This is a genomic window from Schaedlerella arabinosiphila, assembly GCF_003885045.1.
Taxonomy (GTDB): Bacteria; Bacillota; Clostridia; order Lachnospirales; family Lachnospiraceae; genus Schaedlerella; species Schaedlerella arabinosiphila.
Genome location: NZ_RHJS01000002.1, coordinates 2,613,821 through 2,634,292, shown reverse-complemented (window position 1 = coordinate 2,634,292; position 20,472 = coordinate 2,613,821). Strand labels below are relative to the sequence as shown.

At 36.8% G+C, this 20,472-nt stretch carries 16 protein-coding genes; 14 read left to right on the top strand and 2 right to left on the bottom strand.

Annotation, left to right across the window (positions count from 1 at the left end; genetic code table 11):
• Nucleotides 1–2: 2 nt before the first annotated feature.
• From EBB54_RS12860 to EBB54_RS12830, 7 genes are all read left to right on the top strand, one after another.
• Entirely contained in the window at nt 3–1,472 is a 1,470-nt protein-coding gene (locus tag EBB54_RS12860) for a DUF362 domain-containing protein (protein WP_004081140.1), read from the top strand.
• 50 nt (nt 1,473–1,522) lie between these two features.
• Entirely contained in the window at nt 1,523–2,782 is a 1,260-nt protein-coding gene (locus EBB54_RS12855) for a hypothetical protein (RefSeq protein ID WP_125127698.1), read from the top strand.
• A gap of 53 nt (nt 2,783–2,835) precedes the next feature.
• Complete coding sequence (locus tag EBB54_RS12850; protein WP_162307127.1) at nt 2,836–3,840, top strand: glycosyltransferase family 2 protein; 1,005 nt, start codon at nt 2,836–2,838, stop codon at nt 3,838–3,840.
• 2 nt (nt 3,841–3,842) lie between these two features.
• On the top strand, nt 3,843–5,291 hold the full coding sequence (locus EBB54_RS12845) for a lipopolysaccharide biosynthesis protein (protein ID WP_125127696.1): 1,449 nt from the start codon (nt 3,843–3,845) through the stop codon (nt 5,289–5,291).
• A gap of 159 nt (nt 5,292–5,450) precedes the next feature.
• The gene (locus EBB54_RS12840) at nt 5,451–5,882 is read left to right on the top strand and encodes a sugar 3,4-ketoisomerase (protein ID WP_330554507.1); all 432 of its coding nucleotides are present in this window, start codon (nt 5,451–5,453) and stop codon (nt 5,880–5,882) included.
• A 34-nt stretch (nt 5,883–5,916) separates the two neighbouring features.
• Nucleotides 5,917–6,987 carry a DegT/DnrJ/EryC1/StrS family aminotransferase gene (locus EBB54_RS12835; RefSeq protein WP_330554506.1) on the top strand — a complete coding sequence of 357 codons (1,071 nt, stop codon included), beginning with the start codon at nt 5,917–5,919 and terminating at the stop codon, nt 6,985–6,987.
• Between the two features lie 173 nt (nt 6,988–7,160).
• Nucleotides 7,161–8,375, top strand: coding sequence for a formyltransferase family protein (locus EBB54_RS12830; protein ID WP_125127694.1), 1,215 nt, complete (start codon nt 7,161–7,163; stop codon nt 8,373–8,375).
• 591 nt (nt 8,376–8,966) lie between these two features.
• On the opposite strand, the gene EBB54_RS12825 is transcribed toward EBB54_RS12830, so the two are convergent.
• Entirely contained in the window at nt 8,967–10,826 is a 1,860-nt protein-coding gene (locus EBB54_RS12825) for an IS1634 family transposase (RefSeq protein WP_125127523.1), read from the bottom strand.
• A 228-nt stretch (nt 10,827–11,054) separates the two neighbouring features.
• Here EBB54_RS12825 and EBB54_RS30170 point away from each other — a divergent pair, with 228 nt between their 5' ends.
• From EBB54_RS30170 to EBB54_RS30165, 7 genes are all read left to right on the top strand, one after another.
• Nucleotides 11,055–11,216, top strand: coding sequence for a hypothetical protein (locus tag EBB54_RS30170; protein ID WP_154677791.1), 162 nt, complete (start codon nt 11,055–11,057; stop codon nt 11,214–11,216).
• Nucleotides 11,209–12,669, top strand: a complete 1,461-nt coding sequence (locus EBB54_RS12820; protein WP_125127693.1) for a hypothetical protein — start codon at nt 11,209–11,211, stop codon at nt 12,667–12,669. The genes EBB54_RS30170 and EBB54_RS12820 overlap by 8 nt, the downstream gene beginning before the upstream one ends.
• 114 nt (nt 12,670–12,783) lie before the next feature.
• Nucleotides 12,784–14,022, top strand: coding sequence for a nucleotide sugar dehydrogenase (locus EBB54_RS12815; RefSeq protein ID WP_004081100.1), 1,239 nt, complete (start codon nt 12,784–12,786; stop codon nt 14,020–14,022).
• 510 nt (nt 14,023–14,532) lie between these two features.
• Nucleotides 14,533–15,654: an LCP family protein gene (locus tag EBB54_RS12810; RefSeq protein WP_162307126.1), complete on the top strand. Its 1,122-nt coding sequence runs from the start codon at nt 14,533–14,535 to the stop codon at nt 15,652–15,654.
• Between the two features lie 29 nt (nt 15,655–15,683).
• On the top strand, nt 15,684–16,460 hold the full coding sequence (gene srtB, locus EBB54_RS12805) for a class B sortase (RefSeq protein WP_125127691.1): 777 nt from the start codon (nt 15,684–15,686) through the stop codon (nt 16,458–16,460).
• A 63-nt stretch (nt 16,461–16,523) separates the two neighbouring features.
• Nucleotides 16,524–17,276 (top strand): hypothetical protein, encoded by a 753-nt coding sequence (locus EBB54_RS12800; protein WP_243127654.1) that lies wholly within the window; start codon nt 16,524–16,526, stop codon nt 17,274–17,276.
• A 214-nt stretch (nt 17,277–17,490) separates the two neighbouring features.
• Nucleotides 17,491–19,338, top strand: coding sequence for a hypothetical protein (locus tag EBB54_RS30165; RefSeq protein WP_154677790.1), 1,848 nt, complete (start codon nt 17,491–17,493; stop codon nt 19,336–19,338).
• Nucleotides 19,339–19,665: 327 nt separating this feature from the next.
• On the opposite strand, the gene EBB54_RS12790 is transcribed toward EBB54_RS30165, so the two are convergent.
• Nucleotides 19,666–20,391, bottom strand: coding sequence for a hypothetical protein (locus tag EBB54_RS12790; RefSeq protein ID WP_125127690.1), 726 nt, complete (start codon nt 20,389–20,391; stop codon nt 19,666–19,668).
• Nucleotides 20,392–20,472: the final 81 nt, after the last annotated feature.

Sequence of the window (20,472 nt, the reverse complement as noted above, 5' to 3'; positions counted from 1 at the left end):
CATTGATAAATAGTAATATAGTTACAATCAGTCATGTAAAAAAAATAACGTATCCAGATTCAAGTACACTATTTCGTCCATCTCAGTTTTACCCGGAATATCCATTTTCGGAAATATCTAAAAAAAGCAATGAGATTTACGATGCTGTTCGAAATACCTTGTATATGCTTGAATTAGATGTTGATCAGTATGGCAGCAAAAATTGGAATCCATTAGGTGATATCATACACCAGGGAGATAATGTTTTAATCAAACCGAATATGGTGATGGACATCAATCATAATAATACAGGGGGGACTTTATGCCTTTATACACAGCCGAGTGTGGTTGCAGCTATTGTTGATTATATATGCATTGCTTTAAATGGAACAGGAAAAATTGTAATCGGGGATGCACCGATGCAGTCATGTGATTTTACGAAGCTGTGTAAAGACAGCGGATATGATGATATGATACGGTATTATCAAAAAAAAGATATTGACATTTCACTTGTGGATTTTAGAGGATTGATTTCAACACAGAGAAAAGGGATCAGAGAGGAAAAAATAATTGATAGTTCTATAGGATGTGTGGTGGATCTGGGGATCAATAGTGAATTTTATGGGATTGATGAGAACACTTCTCAACGTTTACGTGTTACCAGCTATGATCCAAGAATTCTTCCACAACATCATAATGGAGCTGTTCAAGAATATTTTATTTCAAAAACTGTGTTAAATGCAGATGTGATAATTAACATGCCAAAACCTAAAACTCATAGAAAAGCGGGCTTCACAGCGGCTTTAAAGAATTTTGTGGGTATCAATGTTAGAAAAGAGTATTTGCCGCATCATACAGAAGGAGATTCTGCTCACGGAGGGGATGAGTATAGGAAATATTCATCGGTACAAAAGATAGAAGGAATTTTGCTTGATAAAAAAAATATGGCGATAAGTGAACATAATTATAGATATTCAAGATTTTTTGATATAGGTGTATCGGTCTGTAGATTACTTCGGAAGAAAAGTAATTATTCAGAAGGAAGTTGGTATGGAAATCATACTATCAGTCGTACAATAACTGATTTAAATAAGATTGTTTTATATGCAGATAAAGAAGGAAAAATGCAGAAGACAGAACAAAGAAAAATTCTGAATGTTGCGGATATGATTATTTCGGGTGAAAAAGAGGGACCTGTTGCTCCATCTCCCAAGGAGGTTGGAATGATTATTGCAAGTCAAAATCCAATCTATCTTGATTATGTAGTATGTGAGTTAATGGGGTTTGAACCACGCAAGATTCCAACATTACAATGTGTTATTAAAAATGAAAAACATTTATATTCCATTGGTAATACGAATCCAGAAGACATTATATTGAAATCGAATAAAATAGATTTTAATAAAAAGAAAGTATCTGATATTATATGGGGAGATTTTTTGAAATTCGAACCAACATTGGGATGGAAAGGTCATATTGAGAGGGATACATAAACGGTGGGCAATATGAAGCTAGATTGAATGAGGAATGGATGGAAATGTAGATGAAATTAAAAAAAAATAATAAATATCTGCAATTTCTTTTACTTTTTGGTATGGAGTTTAATGTTCCAATTGTAGGAATTATATCTCTACGAAAAATAGCGTTTGTGTTGTTATTTATTTTGTTTATTCACACTGGTATTAGAATAAGAATATTAAAAAATATCTATTTAGTTACGACTGCAATAGGCATATTATTTCTATATGCGATGTTTGTTTTGAATCTAAGGTTTGGTGGACATGCTTCATTGCCAGATGGAATATATAATATCAAAGAGCCGTTGTTTCTGTTCCTTGATATGATTTGGTTTCCAGTTCTTTTGATGCGGATGTTTGAGACTGTCGATGAATTTATTTGCTGTCAGTGGAGAGTGATTTTGCTTCAGGCGGCGATTACAATTATTGGACGAGCGAGTCTTCCAGTAAGGATGTATGTTTTCGAGCACTTCTCATATGGAGATGGCCGATTATATGAAGGTGTGTATAGCGGCGTGCGTTCAATCGGTGTGGATCTTTCTGGAGCGGCAGGATCTATGGTGCTTTTTGCAGGATTGATATGCGGTATATATCTTTACTATCATATGGACGAAAAAAAGGAAAAGAAGAATATTATTATCGGGTGGATGGTCATTATATCTGCACTTCTGTTTATGGGTAGAACGGGTCTATATTTCGGTGGAGCTGTATTACTTATAGTAATAGCAGATATGATTCGAAGATTAGATAAGACAATATATTATATAGTGCTAGGTGGTGTGATTATTTTCATATCAGTTCTCATTTACATATACATATCACCTGATTCATGGGGGCTTCAGAGATGGGTACAATGGGTTACTGAGATAGGGGATTTGTTTGGTAAAGATAATACTATAAATGCCATTAGAAATATGAACATCCCGCCGCTTACAATTGAGACTTTTTTGGGTACAGGACTTAGAAGAGGAATAACAAAGTCCGGATTGATAATTAGCCATGATGCAGGATATATACAGTTATATACATCAATAGGAGTTTTGGGATGTTTATTATACTATAGCTTGATTTATAGTTTTTATCTTTCATTAATTAATAAGGTAAAATCAAGAAATAGTAAATGGATTTATCGACTCTTTTTAGTTGTCATAATAATTGGAGAAATGAAAGAGCCTTTTTTGGCAAAAACTCCACTTACTATTATTTTATCCTGCATGTTGATGATAGAAGTAAAGCAAGATACTCGACACGTGTATTCTAGGAGAAAATGTGCAGATATATTTTAGAATTTGAGTATCGGTATATATTCTTATTATAGAAAGGTGGTATTAAAAATTTTGTGTTTACATTTATAACGTGTACTTATAATCATGAGCAGTTTATAATCTTACATTTGGAAAGTATTAAATATCAGATTTATAATCATTTTAAAGGAATTAAGGTTGCAATAATTATTTCTGACGATGGGTCATCAGATAAGACGGTGCCTTTATGCAAAAAATGGTTAGAGAAAAATAGAGGACTTTTTGCAGAGATGTCTATTTTAGGAGATAGTAAAAATAGAGGAACTTGCAAAAATATTGTGAATGCATTTAAACATTTAAAAACGGATCGTTTTTTTTGGCTTGCTGGAGACGATGTATACGGTTTTAGGAGTTTAAAAAAAGTTATTAAAGAGCTTAGTCAATATGAGTTAGTCACGGCACCTTGTTTGGCGTTTTATGATAATTATGAATCCGGTTATCATATTGAAAAAGATTATAATAAATATAAAACTAATATATCTAATGGACTGTGTCCATGGTTTATGCGACGGGCATTTACAATTACTGGCTGTTTGACAGAAGCACCATCGACAGTTTTTCGAAAGGAATTATTAGACAAAGAGATATTAGATTTTGTGTATCAATTTAAGCTGATAGAAGATCAACCAATGATATATCAACTTTTTAAAAAATATAAAATTAAGATGAAATATTTGGATTATACATATGTGATATATAGGATTAATCCAAATTCTATATCGCATACAAATAATTTGATTATTAAATCTGCAGCAAAAAAAGACTTAGAAAAATTATGTACATATTATTTTAATGAAAAAAATTGGTTTTATAAGTATCTTGCGTGGCTTAGAAAACAGATGATTAATGGAAATCGTTGGATTGCCTTTTTTTTACCTACTAATCATTTTCTGGTAATTAGACAAAAATTTTTCAGTAAGAGAATAAGACAGTATTATAAAAAAGCGATAATAGATGATGCAACAAGGTCTCTTCAATATTTAGAGATGATTGATCAATATGCAATGAAATTTTTGAAAGAGATTGAACAGGAAATATAAGGATGAAAAAATTTAAGATTTTCATTGATAATATTTTTATATATGGATTTGGAAGTATTATTGGAAAAATGATTCCTTTTATTATGCTTCCTATAATAACTCGAATGATGCCTGATTCAAGTTATTATGGTCTTAATGATTTAAGTACGACTTTAATATCAGTTGGACAAGCAACGTCAGTTTTCGGTATGTATGATGCTATGTTTCGGTTGTTTTTTGATAGAGAAGATGAAAAATATCGGAAACAGATATGCTCTACCGCTCTTTTGATTACTTCGATAACTAGTATAATCGTTTTTGTATTTATTATTGGATTTAATGAGATTCTAGCAACCGTGATTTATAATAATATTCAATATAGATATCTTGTATATTTAGCTGCATTTTCTGTATTGATAGGTTCTACGAATAATATAGTTGCCGCACCAACTAAAATAAAAAATGAAAGTATAATTTTTATTTTAGTAAATACAATATCACCTATTATAGCATATTTCATAGCAATTCCGTTGTTATTATCTGGATTTTATGCTATAGCCTTGCCTTTAGCAAGCCTGATTACTTCAATTATGATAGAAGTTTTTTTTGTTTGTCGAAATAAAATATGGTTTTCTTTCTGTAATATTAACTGGAATTTTATAAAACCATTATTAAAAATTGCAGTTCCATTAATGCCCAGTTTTCTTGTATATTGGATATATAATTCGGCAGATCGATTGATAATACAACACTTATTAGGCACTCAAGATGTAGGACTTTATGCTATTGCTTCCAAACTAGGTCAGGTGAGCAACTTGATTTATACAGCATTTACTGGTGGATGGTTATATTTTTCGTTTTCTACGATGAAAGAAGAAAGACAGGTGGAAAATAATTCCAGAATATTTGAATATTTAGGAATTATTTCATTTTCAGTATTTGTTTTAATATGTGCATTTTCCTATTTGATATATAAGTCTGTATTTACAGATGAATATTTAGCAGGATATATAATTGCTCCATATCTTTTTCTTGCTCCGTTATTACAAATGCTTTTTCAAGTTGCAGGAAATCAATTTATAATTATGAAAAAATCATGGCCAAATGTTCTTATTTTGTCATTTGGTGCAGTTGCAAATATTGTACTTAACTTTTCATTGATACCTCAAATTGGAATTGAAGGAGCTGCTATAGGAACATTAATAGGATATTTGTTTGCAGATATTATATGCTTAATAGTTCTTTTAAAAATTCATAAAATTGTGATTTATAAAAGATTTGTTATAGTCACTATAGGAACTGTGGTATATTTTGTTATATGGAGATTATTTCTATATGAGATGATAGTTTGGGGAATTATAATGGCTTTTTTGGCGATTGGCTTGTTTTCTAGTTTATATAGGAATGATATAAGAAAGTTTTTTATAATGACAAGAATGATGATAATTGAAGAAAAGAATGCAAAAGAATAGAAAGCCAAAAGATAAAAAATTTTCAAGGACTTTGGCGTACTTGTATTTTTATGCAATGTAAATTTATTTTAATATATTATTTTAAATTTATACATGAACTTCCTATTTTAATATAGGAAGTTTGAGTTGCTTATTATTATAAATTCTAAAGGAGTATTTATGATGCGAGTTATAAAGTATGTTTTTCAACCACATGGAGACGATAGAGGGCAGCTCGTGGCATTAGAGGAATTTAAGGATATTCCGTTTAGCATTAGGCGTGTTTATTATATGTATGATACAGTATCAAATGTCACAAGAGGGTTTCATGCACATAAATCACTCCAACAGATACTTGTCTGTATTCACGGAAGTTGTAAGATACGACTAGATAACGGAAAAGAAAAGAAGGTTATACCACTAGAAAAACCATATGAGGGACTTTATGTCCCTAATGCTATGTGGAGAGAAATGTTTGAGTTTTCTCCGGACGCAGTATTGATGGTTTTAGCTTCTGATTTATATGATGAGTCAGATTATATACGTAACTATGATGAGTTCCTTGAACATGTGAAAAAATGTGGAAAAATTACGGCGTTAGATGGAGAATAAGGTTATGAAAATACCTTTCGTTTCGTTTCTTCCAATGGAGAAAGAACTGAATTATGAGCTGAGAGAGGCTTTTGATCGTGTATTGTCTAGATCTTGGTATATAGAGGGAAGTGAAGACCAAACTTTTGAAAAAAAATTTGCCGAGTATTGTGGAATCGATTATTGTGTTGGAACCGGTAATGGTTTAGATGCACTTATGCTTGCTTTAAAAGCACTTGGTGTTGGTAAGGGGGATGAAGTACTAGTTCCTTCTAATACATATATCGCTACAGCACTCGCAGTTAGTTATGTCGGTGCAACGCCTGTATTTGTAGAGCCAGATATTAATACATTTAATATGAACCCAGATCTCATTGAAAAGAAGATTTCTTGTAAAACAAAGGCTGTTATGCCAGTACATCTTTATGGTCAATCCTGCGATATGGATTCAATCTTGAAAATTGCCAAAAAGTACAATCTCTATATTGTTGAGGACTGTGCACAGGCACATGGAGCAACGTATAAAGGTAAGAAAGTTGGTTCTTTTGGTGATGCAGCCGGATTCAGTTTTTATCCAGGAAAAAATCTTGGAGCACTTGGTGATGCAGGGGCTACTGTGACAAGTAAGAAAGAATTAGCTGATAAAATTAGAGCATTAAGCAACTATGGATCTGATTATAAATATCATCATATTTATAAGGGGAAGAATAGTAGGTTAGATGAGATGCAGGCTGCATTTTTAACTGTAAAACTTCCGTATCTTGAAAAGATGAATGCGGAGAGACGCAGAATAGCCCGTTTATATACAGAAGGAATTATAAATTCTAAAGTAATAACTCCCATGGTTTTAGATGAGTGTATGCCTGTTTGGCATATTTATGGAATTAGATGTGATAAAAGGGATGCTTTAGAAAAACACTTGAATGATAAAGGAATTGAAACTAATAAACATTATCCGATACCTATACATATGCAGGAGTGCTATAAGGACTTAGAGGTTCGGCAGGGGACGCTTCCGATCGCTGAAGAAATTAGTGCTACAGAACTAAGTATTCCAATATATTATGGAATGACTGATTTAGAAATAAAGTATGTCATTAATACAATAAATGAATTCACTGTCTAAGAAAGGCAGATTTGGACAAATACGAGGAGCAATTACAAAGTTTATTTCTTATATTACAAAGTGAATTTTATCATAAAATACATAGAAAGAGTCTTTTTAAAAATGAATAAAGTTCTTTATCTAGTCTTTAAATTTTTATTTACAGATTAGATTTTTAATGAAGGAAGGATGTTATGAAAACGATATGTATTGCCGGAAAAAATAGTATTGCAGTAGATATTTTATTGTTTTGTATAGAGAATTATAAGAATTGTAAAATGGTTTGTATTACAAATAGAACTGAAAAGGGTGTTAATGATTGGCAAAAATCATTAGAATGGTTTGCAAGAAAGAATAATATTGATATTATTTCACTGAAAGATATATATTTTATTAAAGATTTACTGTTTTTATCAATTGAATTTGATCAAATTATTAATCCTAGTAAATTTCAAAGTGAAAAATTATATAATATTCATTTTTCATTACTTCCCCAATATAAAGGCTGTCACACATCTGTACTTCCCATACTTTATGGCGAGAAAGAAACCGGTGTTACATTACACAAAATTCGCGCTGGAATTGACACAGGGGAAATAATAGATCAGGAAAAAATAATAATTGAAGAAAATGACAGTTCATTGGATTTATATAAAAAGTTGATTCAAGCGGGTACTAAAATTGTGATTAAAAATTTAGAAGCTTTATTAAGCGGAAAAGTAACGCTTCACCAACAGTCAAAGGATAAATCTACGTACTATTCATTGGCAACAATTGATTATAAAAATTTGAAGCTTGATACTAATAAGACAGCATGGGAAATAAGAAATCAAATTAGAGCTTTTTCATTTAGACCATATCAACTTTTACACTGGAATGGAAATGCTTATATTGAATGTGAAATTACTGACGAAATTTCAATATATAAGCCCGGTAAAATAATCAAGGATGTAGAAACTTATACGAAAATCGCTACTATAGATTACGATATAATTTTGTATAAGGATGTTTTGAGCAAATTAATTGAAGCAATAAGTAGTGGTAATAATGATTTGGCAAAAAAATTAAGCGTATCAAGTAAAGTGATTAATTCGGTTGAAGAACATGGCTGGTCAGCTCTAACAGTTGCAGTATACAATAATAACAAGCTAATGGTTGACTATTTAATAAATAAAGGACTTGATATACATATCTTAAATAATAACGGAACAACTTTGCTAATGTATGCAAAAGATACAGGGATCAGAACAGGCGATTGGTCTATATTTTATAAATTGCTTGATAGTGGATTATCCATTAAGGATACGGATTATTCAGGTAAGCATTTGAGTGATGATATAGATAAATGTAATATGCAAAAAATACCTGATAAGGTTAAGCTGTTATTGCAAAAATATACGGTATTTTAATACGTAAGCGATGCAAAAGAAACCGTATTGCAAAAATGAGCCGTCATGGTAACTTCTATAACAGATCATTTCTTCTTTTTCTTCTTGCATAACAGAAATTAGATTTGTAGACGGATGCTTCCCTGTGAAAGGGATATCCGTCATACATGTCATCCTTAAATAAATCCAAATTCCGCCTTTCCAGATGCTCCAATTACATTCTAATCACGTTCTTCACGTCGGGAATCCTTCCTTATTATAATCTGTTTCTTTCTTTTCAGTATTTTTCATCTACTTCTCTATTTATTTTTCACCATATCAAGATTTTATCCACAGATAAGCCAGTATGCTTTTGACAGGGGGCAATAATGACACACTACACCTATAATATCGTAATCTGAGCCAGAGAAAACGAAAGAGAGTATATATCAAATTTTGCCCACTAAAAATTTGTGAAAAACTTTGGAAGCTCCAAAATTTTATTGACATTTCCGGCAGGGTTTTATACAATGATCCCGTTTTCGACACTTTGAAAATTTAAAAACTCCGATAATCCTTATAAATACTGGGATTGCCGGAGTTTTCTTTGGCAAAAAATGTTGTATGTAATCGCTATCCTAAAATTTTTTTTATTTTTTTATTCAGTTCCGTTGGTTTGTAATGAAGTCTATCCAAATCTAAAGATGTTAATTGGTTCAGTGCATCAAGTGCTTTGCTGCCATTGTAGAGTGCCATATACTCGACATCATGTATATTCGTTACATTCATGTTTTTCAATGTGGTGATCAGATTCTCCGGAGTGACATGTGTCCCCTGATCATCCAGCCTGGCCTCAAGCAAGCGATATACCAGCAATGCCGTATAGCATATCAGAAAGTGCGCCCTGATACGATTCGGCAATCGATGGTTTACAGGTCTCCCGGTGAAATTCGTTTTCATGATCCTGAAACAATCCTCTATCTGATATCTCTTGTGTGAAACTGCCAGAATTTCCTTGGCCGGGTCACAAAGGTTTGTTGCTGCGGCATAATATCCGTCATATTTCTCTTCTTCTGCAATCTTCGATTCGTCGAGAACATATTCAATGGTTGCTTTTTCGCCAGATTTTGTATGAGCGACCCGCTTCAAAAATCGTTTTACATCATTTGGCCCTTTTTTTATTTCTTCCGGATCTTTTTTCTCTAACAGCTTTCGTGCACGTTCGATTTGGCGGTCACGTACAGTTCTCTGATATTCCATCATTTTTCTTGAAAACGTTATGATCAGGCGCTGTTTGAGAGTGCCGGTTGCTTTCACGCGTTTGACTTTGCCATTTTTTAATATTTTTTCTTCGTACAGCCCAAGATCAATGACCTTATCTGCAAGGACTACCTTATACGCGAAATCATTATATAGTTTCAGGTTTTCTTTCTTGTGTCTGTCAAAGCCCTTCATATCTTCTATTTTTATCAAGGTGTCGTTGGACAGCAGCCGGTAATCGCAGTCATTGAATACCGCCTGTTTGAGTGCATTACTAAGTTTTTTGATGGACTGGGTCACAATAAAGGCCCGGCCCCCCATACTGTTAAATTTGCGGATGTTATAGGAACCCAGGCCGGCATCCGCACAATAAATGAATTTGGAACCATCTATCATTTTAAGGACTTCTTTTTCTAAAGGGATTGCCGTAAGCTGTTCACTGGTATTACCGGAATGGAGGCACATGGTGATGGGAATGCCCCTGCTGTCCATGAAAAGTCCCATCTCTACAATCGGGTTCGGGCGGTGTTCTTTGCTCAGGCCATATTTTCTCAATCCATGGATCACCTCACCGGTCACTTCATCCACGATATCTTCGTCGGGCTGTTCGCACTCGAAGTAGAAATTCGTACAGTCATAATAAAGGACAGAAGTATCACGTTTGACGATCGAATTGCTATACTTAAAAAGCCACATCAGGTAATCGTCATAATTATTTTCTAAAAGATCCATAAACCGGAGGATGTGCTGGTAATCGAAATCCGGCTGCTCGTAGTAGGAATCCCGGCGGTTCCAGGTGGCAAGCTTAGAGCTGGGATCCAGGATTCTCGCGTAGGTAAGGAAACGTGAGATTGTAAAACAGTCATATGTAACTCTCCGGGTGTCCGTTTTCTGGCGAAAGAATTCTTTAAGGCTGAGATGTTTCATAATATTCTGAAGAAAGAAATATCCGATGTTGACCCAGTTGGAGGAAGAGGCTTCAAGCTCTGTAGATTTCACCTTTTCGTTAAAATCGGCAGTCAGATTAAAAGTGACTTTACCAACGCGGTACTCTTCATTCATTTTTCTGATTTCTTCTCTGACATATGCTTCCGGATCGTCTGTTATTTTGAGAAGTTCAGAATGCTTCCCGAAGTTTTTGACATTTCGAGTGGTAGTTTTTTTCCCATTTCGGATTCCCTGCTGTGCGTAATAGGTAGGATCCTTGAGACGTTTATCAAAGTAAAGCTTCATAGAACATCACCTCAAAAACATTATATCACAAACATACAGCACATACAACATAAAAACAAGAAAAATTTGACAAAAAAATACGCCTACCATAAGGCTTTAGAACAATTTTTCATACTTGAAACTGTCGAAAACCCGGGGGCAATAATGACACACTACACCTATAATATCGTAATCTGAGCCAGAGAAAACGAAAGAGAGTATATATCAAATTTTGCCCACTAAAAATTTGTGAAAAACTTTGGAAGCTCCAAAATTTTATTGACATTTCCGGCAGGGTTTTATACAATGATAGAGCGTGCAGGATATTACAGCCTATACTTGGTTGGGGAGGCTGCAATGGAAGCATTCTTTTTGGGACAAGCAGTTGAGAGGAGATTTTACAATGGATGAAAATCAGGAATTTAGACAGGAAGAGATCAACTTGATGGATCTGATATTTTACTGTCTGGAGAAGTGGAGATGGATCGTAGCATTTATGCTGATCCTGGCAGTTGCAGCAGGAGCGTACAAGTACAGGGGCGTGGTGAAGGAGAATCAGGCCAAGCAGGAGGCTGCTATTTCCGCGGAGGAAGATGAGGATGAGGTAAATATCGTCAAGGTTGACCTTCAGTCCGTTTCCTACTATGAGCAGGCCATTGCGGAGAATACGAATGCCTTGGAAAGACAGAAGGAATATCTGGAAAATTCGGTTGTGATGGATATGGATTCCTACCATATTTCGACGGGAACACTGAGCTATTATTTAGAGGGTGGAGAGCATGTGGACAGCCTTCTTGCAGCATTTGGCGCATATGTATCTGACGGAAGGCTGGCAGAGAGGATGCACAGTGCAGATGCCACGGTTTCTGTGGAGGATCTGAGATATCTGACATCCTTTTCAAACAGTTTTGATGCAATCTATCAGGTGACAAGTAATCAGACGATCAGAACCGCAGCGCCGGAAAGTACAGTTTTCCAGATTGAGATCCGGATGCCTGAGGAAACTTCCTGCAGGGCATATCTGAAGTCTGCAGACGAGGCGTTGGTATCCTATTCGGCTAAGCTGCAGTCGGAGGTGGGAGAGCACAAATTGACGCTGTTGTCTTCCACCCAGTCGGATATGATGGACACGGATATCAAAAACTATCAGGACAACACTCGGACAGCTTATCTGACTGCTGTCAGAAATCTGCAGGCGTTGCGCACGGAGTTAGAGACTTTACGGAACACGGCAGAGATACCTGAGGAGCCGGATGAGACAGGCGCCGTAGTATTGGCAGACCCGAAATCAGCAGCAGTAAAATATGCGGTAGTCGGTCTGGTGCTTGGCGCGTTTGTAGTCTGCTTCGTATTGATGCTTCTGTATATGATGGGCGGTAAGCTGCAGAATACGGATAACTTCAAGATGGAGTTTGGAATGCCGCTTCTCGGAGTAGTACGGGATTCCGGGAAAAAGAAAAAGCTATTCGGTTTTATTGACAATTGGGTGTTCCGCCTGAAAGAAGGATCTTACGCATCTATCGGATTTGAAGAACAGATCAAGATGGCTGCGTCCAATGTCCAGGCGGCTATTGCCAGAATGTCTTCGGATCAAGAAATGCAGAAGGTCATGCTGGCTGGAACTATGGCGGAGAAAGATGCAGCAGCTTTGTGTGCGAAGCTGTCTTCGGAGCTGCAGGGGATTTCTTTGTCGCCTTATATGCAGATCGTTTATCAGTCATCGGCGCTGAAGGAGCTGGAGAATTATGACGGAGTTCTTTTCCTGGAAAAGAAAGGGGCATCCAGTTCGGCCATGATCCAGCAGGAGAGAAAGTCCGCTTCCGATAGAAATGTAACCGTACTGGGAGCAATTGTGTTATATTGATTCCTCATTGCCGGAATAGGATTGACAGGGATATGGATAGATACCTCGCAGACATCTGCGGGGTATTTGACTGAAAAGGAGTAAGATACATATAAAATAGGAGAAAACACATTTATGAAGATTGCAGTTGCAGGAACAGGATACGTTGGATTGTCGATGGCTACATTGCTGGCACAGCATAACCAGGTGACGGCTGTAGATATAATTCCGGAGAAGGTGGATCTGATCAATCAGAAAAAATCACCGATCCAGGATGACTACATCGAACAATATCTGGCAGAAAAGGAGTTGGATCTGACTGCCACGCTGGATGCAAAAGCAGCATATCAGGATGCGGACTTTGTAGTCATTGCCGCGCCAACCAATTACGACAGCAGAAAGAATTTTTTTGATACATCGGCAGTAGAGGCAGTGATCCGGCTGGTAATGGAATATAATTCGGAAGCGATCATGGTCATTAAATCTACGATCCCGGTAGGCTTTACAGAGAATATCCGAAAAAAGACCGGAAGCAGAAATATTCTTTTCAGCCCGGAGTTTCTTAGGGAATCGAAAGCGCTGTATGATAATTTGTATCCGTCCCGGATTATCGTAGGGACAGATCCGAAGGATGAGAGACTGGTAAAAGCAGCCCGTATGTTTGCGTCGCTTCTGCAGGAGGGGGCCCTCAAGGAGGAAATTGATACCTTGTATATGGGCTTTACCGAAGCAGAAGCTGTGAAATTGTTTGCAAATACATTTCTGGCACTCCGCGTCAGTTATTTTAATGAACTGGACACCTATGCAGAAATGAAAGGGCTGGATACGCAGGCAATCATCAATGGGGTATGCCTTGATCCGCGTATTGGGAACCATTACAATAATCCGTCTTTCGGATACGGCGGTTATTGTCTGCCGAAGGATACGAAGCAGCTTTTGGCAAATTATGCAGATGTACCGGAAAATCTGATTGAAGCGATCGTAGAAAGCAACCGTACCCGTAAGGATTTCATTGCAGACCGGGTGTTGAATATGGCCGGATATTATGACTATTATAATAAGGGAGATTATAGTGCGGAAAAAGAGAGGCACTGCGTGATCGGCATTTATCGTCTCACCATGAAGTCTAATTCGGATAACTTCCGTCAATCCTCAATTCAGGGGGTTATGAAGCGGATTAAGGCAAAAGGGGCAGAAGTGGTTGTGTATGAGCCGTCCTTGGAGAATGGCAGCACCTTTTTCGGCTCCCTTGTAGTCAATGATCTGGAGGAATTTAAAGCACAGTCAGATGCTATCATAGCAAACCGCTATGATTCAAGCCTGGACGATGTGGAAGCCAAAGTATATACCCGGGATCTGTTCCGGAGGGACTAAGGGTTTTCGTAACAAAATACGGAGTTGCCTTTATCGCGCCGGAAATGAAAGTGTAAAAGCTAAATATTACAAAAATGTTAAAAAAGGTATTGTTATATTCTGTCGGATGTGGTATGATAATTATAGTTCGGCAGGAGTATTAAAAAAATGAATACAACATGTCGTGCGACTTTATTGCGTCATGCTACCAGATTTAGAAGATCATTTTTGGATTTATAAACTTGCAGACACATATTTTTATTGAAAATTTATTTTTAAATTGTGTAAAAAGTATTGACAATTCAAAAAGATAAGAGTAGAATGACTTTGCATGGAGGGGGATTGTGCGTCAGAGAGATGCAGGGAATGGATGATATGCAGAAGATATAATAGGATGTCGAAGCATAGTTTTCAGACTGAGTATCGGTTGATAAATCTATACATAATTGACTGAGAATGATATCTGCAAGGAAGTGTAGAAGAACATCTTACAGGAACTTGCGTAACTCAATTAAAGCGAGAGAAAGAGTTATGAATGATATAAAAAACTTAAAAAAATTTGAAGATGATATAGAGGTTTTATCAATAGAAGATTTGTACGATGAAGAACCCGCCCCTGTAAAGAAAAAAAGAAAGAAGAGAAGAAGAAAGAAAAGATTGCCGACTTGGCAGAAGGTACTTATAGGTGTTGCTGCGACATTGTGTGTACTCTTGGTATGTGGTGTTGGTTTATATTTTGGTTTTCGCACTGTTGGAGAAAAAAGCCTGAAAGCGGAAGCAAGTGAGAATCGCATTACATATAATGGAAAAGAGTATCAGTACCGGGAAGATGTAATTAATATTTTGTGTCTTGGAATTGACAAAGGCGAGGCGATGGAAAAGAAAATAGACCGTCGTCAAATCTTGGGAATGTGTGACGCAATATTGCTCGTCAGCATTGATACAAAGAAAGATACATTAAAGATAATTGCGATTCCACGTGACACTATGACAGATGTAACAATGACATCTGAGACCGGTGAGGTGACCGAGAAAGAAAGAATGCAGCTTTGCTATCAATATGCATATGGAACACGTGCTGAGCAAAGCGGTGAGTTAACCATGGAGACGGTTTCAAAGTTGTTATATAATGTGCCGATCCAAAAGTATTGTGCAATTAATTTCACAGCATTGCCGATAGTGAATGATGCAATAGGCGGTGTGGATCTCGTGGTTCAGGAGGATTTTTCGTCTGAGATACCGGAGTTTGTTGTCGGGAACGAGGTACATCTGGAAGGAGAACTTGCTCTTCAATATGTGAGAAAGCGGAATAAGCATTTGGTAGACACAACTGTGTTGAGAACACAACGTCAGAAGCAATATGCTTTGGCTTTCCTGGAAAAAGCAAAAACAGTTGTTGCTGAAGATATGACATTACCAGTTACAATATTTCAGAGCCTGCAGGAAAATATGAGTACCAATATTTCGATAGCAGATATCACATATCTTGTGCCGGAACTTCTGGAGATGTCTCTTTCAGAAGATATTATAGAGATGTTGCCGGGTGAAAGTGCTTTGGGAGAAGAATTTGTGGAATTTCATGTCGATGCGAATGCAATGAAAGAAATGATCATAAGCACTTTCTATGAAGAAGTAGATAAGGCAAAAAAATAGATTGCAAAAGAAAGTGAGGAAACTAGAGGATGAATAATAAAAAGTTGCTGATTATAATCGGCGTTGCAGCGTTGCTTGTTGTTGGAGGGGTCGGCGGCTTCTTAGCTTTTAATGGCAATAAGGGCAAGAATAGTTCAAATTCGACGCAGGAATATGCGGAAACTGCCGGTAAAGCGTATGACGAGGCTAAGGAGAAAAATGTTAAAGAAGCAGATGATCCTTATGATACAAAGGTAGATTTTGAAGGACTTCAGGCAACTAACGAAGATGTATATGCTTGGATCAGGATTCCTGGAACAAATATAGATTATCCGATTTTGCAGAATGCAGAAGAAGCAGATGATTATTATCTGAATCGGACAATGGATGGACAGACAGGATTGCCGGGATCTATTTATACTGAAAAGTATAATACAACAGGTTTTACAGATCCGGTTACGGTGATTTATGGACATACTTTACATGATGGAACAATGTTCAGTGAATTGAAGAAGTATAAAGATAAAGAGTTCTTCGATGAGAACAGAGATATTTATATCCAGCTTCCGGGAGGAAGAAAGAAATATCAGATTTTTGCAGCGGTAGCATTTGATGACCGCTACCTGATGGGCAATTATGCTTTTACATATGATGAAGATTTTAACAAGTACATTTCAGAATTGAAGGCATGCATGGAAGGAAATGTGGATGAGAGTATAGATGTTTCTTTTGGACAGAAAATCATCACATTATCTACCTGCATTGATGAGTATCCGGATCAGCGTTGGCTTGTAAATGCCGTGTTGGTCGATGAAGAATGGTATTAAAACTCTTTTAGGGTTTTAATATATAATCACACAAAATAATGAAGTTCAGGAGGAAACAGTAAAATGATTAAATTAAAGAAGATTGTTGCAGTTGCGTTAGCTGCAGCAATGTGCTTAGGATTAAGCATGACAACTTTTGCAGCAAGAGAGGGTGAACCATGGAGTAACGATGCTCTTTGGAGTCCTGATTATCTGAAATCCGTTGGACCTACCAGCCATCAGGGACAGTTCGCAAGCAACATGGCTATGTACACAAGAGCTATGGATCAGGAAGGCCATGTTGTAGATATTACCTGGAAAGAGCTGAGCAAAGGTGCTCTTGAGTCTATCAGCAGTGAGAAGAAGGTAAAAGAGATCTTCGAAAAGAATGGTTACGATGTAACAGATAAGATGGATTTTATCCCGTTGTTAGATGGAAGCATTACATTTGAAGACGGTGTACCTGCAGGCGGCGGTGTTGTTACTTTCGCATTAAATTCTCTGGGTGTTGATTCTGAGGGAATCGAACCTGGCGATACAGTTTATCTGATGCAGGAAACAAAACCTGGTTCAGGCGTATGGGAAGTATATGCGGCTAAAGTAGGTGAGAATTATGATATCGCAGTAAATGTCTCAAGAAATGGTTCTCTTGTTCTCGTTAAGGTTATGTCTAATGGTGATGTTATCACAGTAGACAAGACAACAGGCAATGTAGTTGACCGTGTACCGGGCGGAAACAATACTGGAAATACAAATACAAATCCTAGCGGATCAACCGGCACATCAACAAATGCTTCCACATCTGCTGGAACTTCTCCGAAGACAGGTGAGTTTTAAGACATACTTGTAAAAGGATAAGCAGTTATTAAGAAACATGTTAATTTTATAAAATAATGTAATATCAATAATATACGTTATTTTGTGTGATAGGAATGTTAAGAATCACTTTTCTGTTGTTTAGAAAAGTGATTCTTGTCAATATGTAAAGGACAAAATATATAGTTCTGAATATTGACGGGAATAATTACTTTTAGAAAGGGGCAGGAAAACTATGGGAAAAAGGAAAGGTATGATTAGGGAGGGGGTGGCATTAGCGTTATCTCTTGCTTTGTTTAGCAGCGGAATGAATCTTTCTGGTATGTCTGTGTTGGCTGCAGATGTGAAGCAGGATGATGCATTTAATCCCACTGTTACTTCCGAGGGGGTTGCCGGATGGAATAATTCCAATGATGAACAGAATGTTACAGAATCTGATCAAAAGCCGGTATTCTCTACAGGAGGTAATACCGTAGCCAGCGACAATGATTCGGATAGAGCACCCTGGAATCAGATTGATGAGCCAGAGATTGATTTGGATGAAAGTGAAATCAACGAGATTGAAGATCCTAAGCAGGCAAATGATGAAATAGTAGATCTGGAGATACCAGAAAATGCAAATGCTGGAATTGCGTTATTGTCAATTGTTGAGGATGTATTAGAAGCAGATAGCCTGGAACAACGTATTTCCAAGAAAATAATAGAAGAAATAACAAATAACATCGGAACAGCAGCTATTACCATAGATCTAAAGGAATTGGATATAAAAGATCTAGGAGATTTAGATGATGAGTTGTTTAAGTTGGTCTATCAGACAGTATTGAGGGACTGCCCATATGACTTATTCTGGAATGATCAAGAAGCTACTAATGCTTTTGGCATTAGTAGCAATGGAGATGGATCTATAACATTTACATTTGCTATTGCTGATGAATATAAGGATAAGAATGATCCTACAAGGGTGAACAGGGACAAAGTTATAGCTGCTACAGAATCAAAGAAAAATGTGGATGTTATTGTACAGGACAATGAAAATAAGGATATAAAAGATATGTTAAAAGCATATCAGGAAGAGATCTGCAATTTAACCTCCTATAATCATGCTGAAAGAGATAAGTATAACGCAAATGCAAAAGATCCGACTCTCGATCTGAATGCATGGCAGCCATTGTATGTATTTGATAAGAATGCGGATACAGAAGTTGTATGTGAAGGATATTCCAAAGCATTCCAGTATCTTTGCGATAAGTCAAATTTACCGTCAAACACAAAATGCTATACGGTAACAGGAACCATGAGCGGTGGAATTGGTGCTGGCGGACATATGTGGAATATTGTCGTAATTGATGGAAAGAGTTATCTGGTAGATGTTACAAATTCTGATGCAGGCTCTGCCGGTGACCCGGAATATAATAACGGATCAACACCGTTGTTCCTGGCAATACCGACAAGCGGCAGTGTTGAAGAAGGATATACATTTAAACTTCCGAATGGAAACACTATTTTCTACAAATATGACGACGACACTTTAAAATTATATGGTAAAGACAGTTCTATTTTAAAACTGTCTAACACACCTCCAACCACAAAACCGGAAACACCAAAACCGAATCCGACTCCAACTCCGAACCCGGATCCGGGCCCGGGCCCGGACAAAGATCCTGATTGGAATGGAAAACCATTACCTGGTGATGATTTAAATCCTGATTGGATGAACCCTGATTCAAATCCAAATCCAGATACTGATATGGATCCTAATTGGACTGATGAGAACTTAACTCCCAGTGGATCTGGTTCGGTCAGCTCAGATAGGAACAACAGCGGAAGTTCCTCTACAGACGATGCAAACAGTGGAGCGGTAAATGGCGGTGTTAATACGGGTGTAAACAATGGAAACAACACAGGAAATACCGATAATAACAATGTCTCCTCCAACGGCACTGGAACTACATCAAGTACACAGGCATCAAACGCATCACCTAAGACAGGTGACCACAATGCGATTATGTTCTATATGGTACTTATGCTTTTAGCACTGGGTACCGTTGGGAGTATCTACGTTGTTCGTCAGAAAAGAAATTAGGCTTTAATGCCATTACAGGAGGGCGGAAATTCGCCCTCCTCTTTTGAAAAACAGTTAGCGGTGATGGGACTTACGCATAGAAAAAGCCTTTAAATTCGCCATTTCTAGGGCTTTTCAGGTAGTTATTTGAATCAATAATCATGTGATACTTATTTGATACTTATAATGATCACCTGATTATAAGCATGAAAAAAGAAGAACCGCCTTCCTGACTACCAGAAAGACGGCTCTAAAACTACCTATCACACAAAATAACGTATATTATGAAATTACATTATTTTATAAATTTGAGTGTTTCTAATTTCTTTAACTTATCCTATGGATGAATTAAAATTCACCTGTCTTCGGAGAAGTTGCTCCACTTGCATTTGTGGAAGTACCTTTTGCATTATTGTTAGCTACATTATCTGCAGGCTTACGATCAATAACTTCACCAGTTGTCTGATCTAAAGAAATAACAGTACCATCAGATAAAGTCTTAACAAGAACGATTGATCCATTACGCGGAAGCGTAACTACGATATCAAGATTCTGACCTACTTTAGCTGCATAAACTTCCCATACACCAGATCCCGGAGCTGTTTCCTGCATAACATAAATAGTATCGCCAGCCTGAACACCTTCAGAGTTAACACCTAAATCTGCCATCTGGAATGTTAATGTGCCGCCACCTGCCGGTACACCTTCATCGAATGTAATATTACCATTCATAATCGGGATAAAATCTGTATCATCAGGTACATTATAGCCATTCTTCTTGAAAATTTCAGCAACTTTTCCTTCTTCATCAATAGACTTTAATGTCTTAGCACTAAGCTCTCTCCAAGAGATATCTACTTTATGACCCTTAGCATCTCTTGCATCAACAAACTCATTGATATAAGAATAATGCTTATTGCCTTCTGAGTCTGTCCAATATAAAATATTGCCATCTGCGTCAGTTGCTGGAACCCATCCCAATCCTCCTGGGCCGCCAGGTCCCTGCTCTTTCAACACATCAGGACTCCAAAGGTCATTCTTAGTCCATCCTCCTTTAGCTGCAAAAGCTGTCATGCTTAATCCTAAGCACATTGCTGCTGTCAAAGCGACTGCAACAATCTTCTTTTTTCTTTTAGAGGCTTTTTCAGGTGTAAA

Excerpts from the sequence above, each read along its gene's own strand:
- EBB54_RS12855 (WP_125127698.1), top strand. The coding sequence starts at position 1,523 with ATGAAATTAAAAAAAAATAATAAATATCTGCAATTTCTTTTACTTTTT.
- EBB54_RS12845 (WP_125127696.1), top strand. The coding sequence starts at position 3,843 with ATGAAAAAATTTAAGATTTTCATTGATAATATTTTTATATATGGATTT.
- EBB54_RS12840 (WP_330554507.1), top strand. The coding sequence starts at position 5,451 with ATGATGCGAGTTATAAAGTATGTTTTTCAACCACATGGAGACGATAGA.
- EBB54_RS12835 (WP_330554506.1), top strand. The coding sequence starts at position 5,917 with ATGGAGAAAGAACTGAATTATGAGCTGAGAGAGGCTTTTGATCGTGTA.
- EBB54_RS12830 (WP_125127694.1), top strand. The coding sequence starts at position 7,161 with ATGAAAACGATATGTATTGCCGGAAAAAATAGTATTGCAGTAGATATT.
- EBB54_RS12825 (WP_125127523.1), bottom strand. The coding sequence starts at position 10,826 with ATGAAGCTTTACTTTGATAAACGTCTCAAGGATCCTACCTATTACGCA.
- EBB54_RS12820 (WP_125127693.1), top strand. The coding sequence starts at position 11,209 with ATGGATGAAAATCAGGAATTTAGACAGGAAGAGATCAACTTGATGGAT.
- EBB54_RS12815 (WP_004081100.1), top strand. The coding sequence starts at position 12,784 with ATGAAGATTGCAGTTGCAGGAACAGGATACGTTGGATTGTCGATGGCT.
- EBB54_RS12810 (WP_162307126.1), top strand. The coding sequence starts at position 14,533 with ATGAATGATATAAAAAACTTAAAAAAATTTGAAGATGATATAGAGGTT.
- srtB (WP_125127691.1), top strand. The coding sequence starts at position 15,684 with ATGAATAATAAAAAGTTGCTGATTATAATCGGCGTTGCAGCGTTGCTT.
- EBB54_RS12800 (WP_243127654.1), top strand. The coding sequence starts at position 16,524 with ATGATTAAATTAAAGAAGATTGTTGCAGTTGCGTTAGCTGCAGCAATG.
- EBB54_RS30165 (WP_154677790.1), top strand. The coding sequence starts at position 17,491 with ATGGGAAAAAGGAAAGGTATGATTAGGGAGGGGGTGGCATTAGCGTTA.
- EBB54_RS12790 (WP_125127690.1), bottom strand. The coding sequence starts at position 20,391 with ATGACAGCTTTTGCAGCTAAAGGAGGATGGACTAAGAATGACCTTTGG.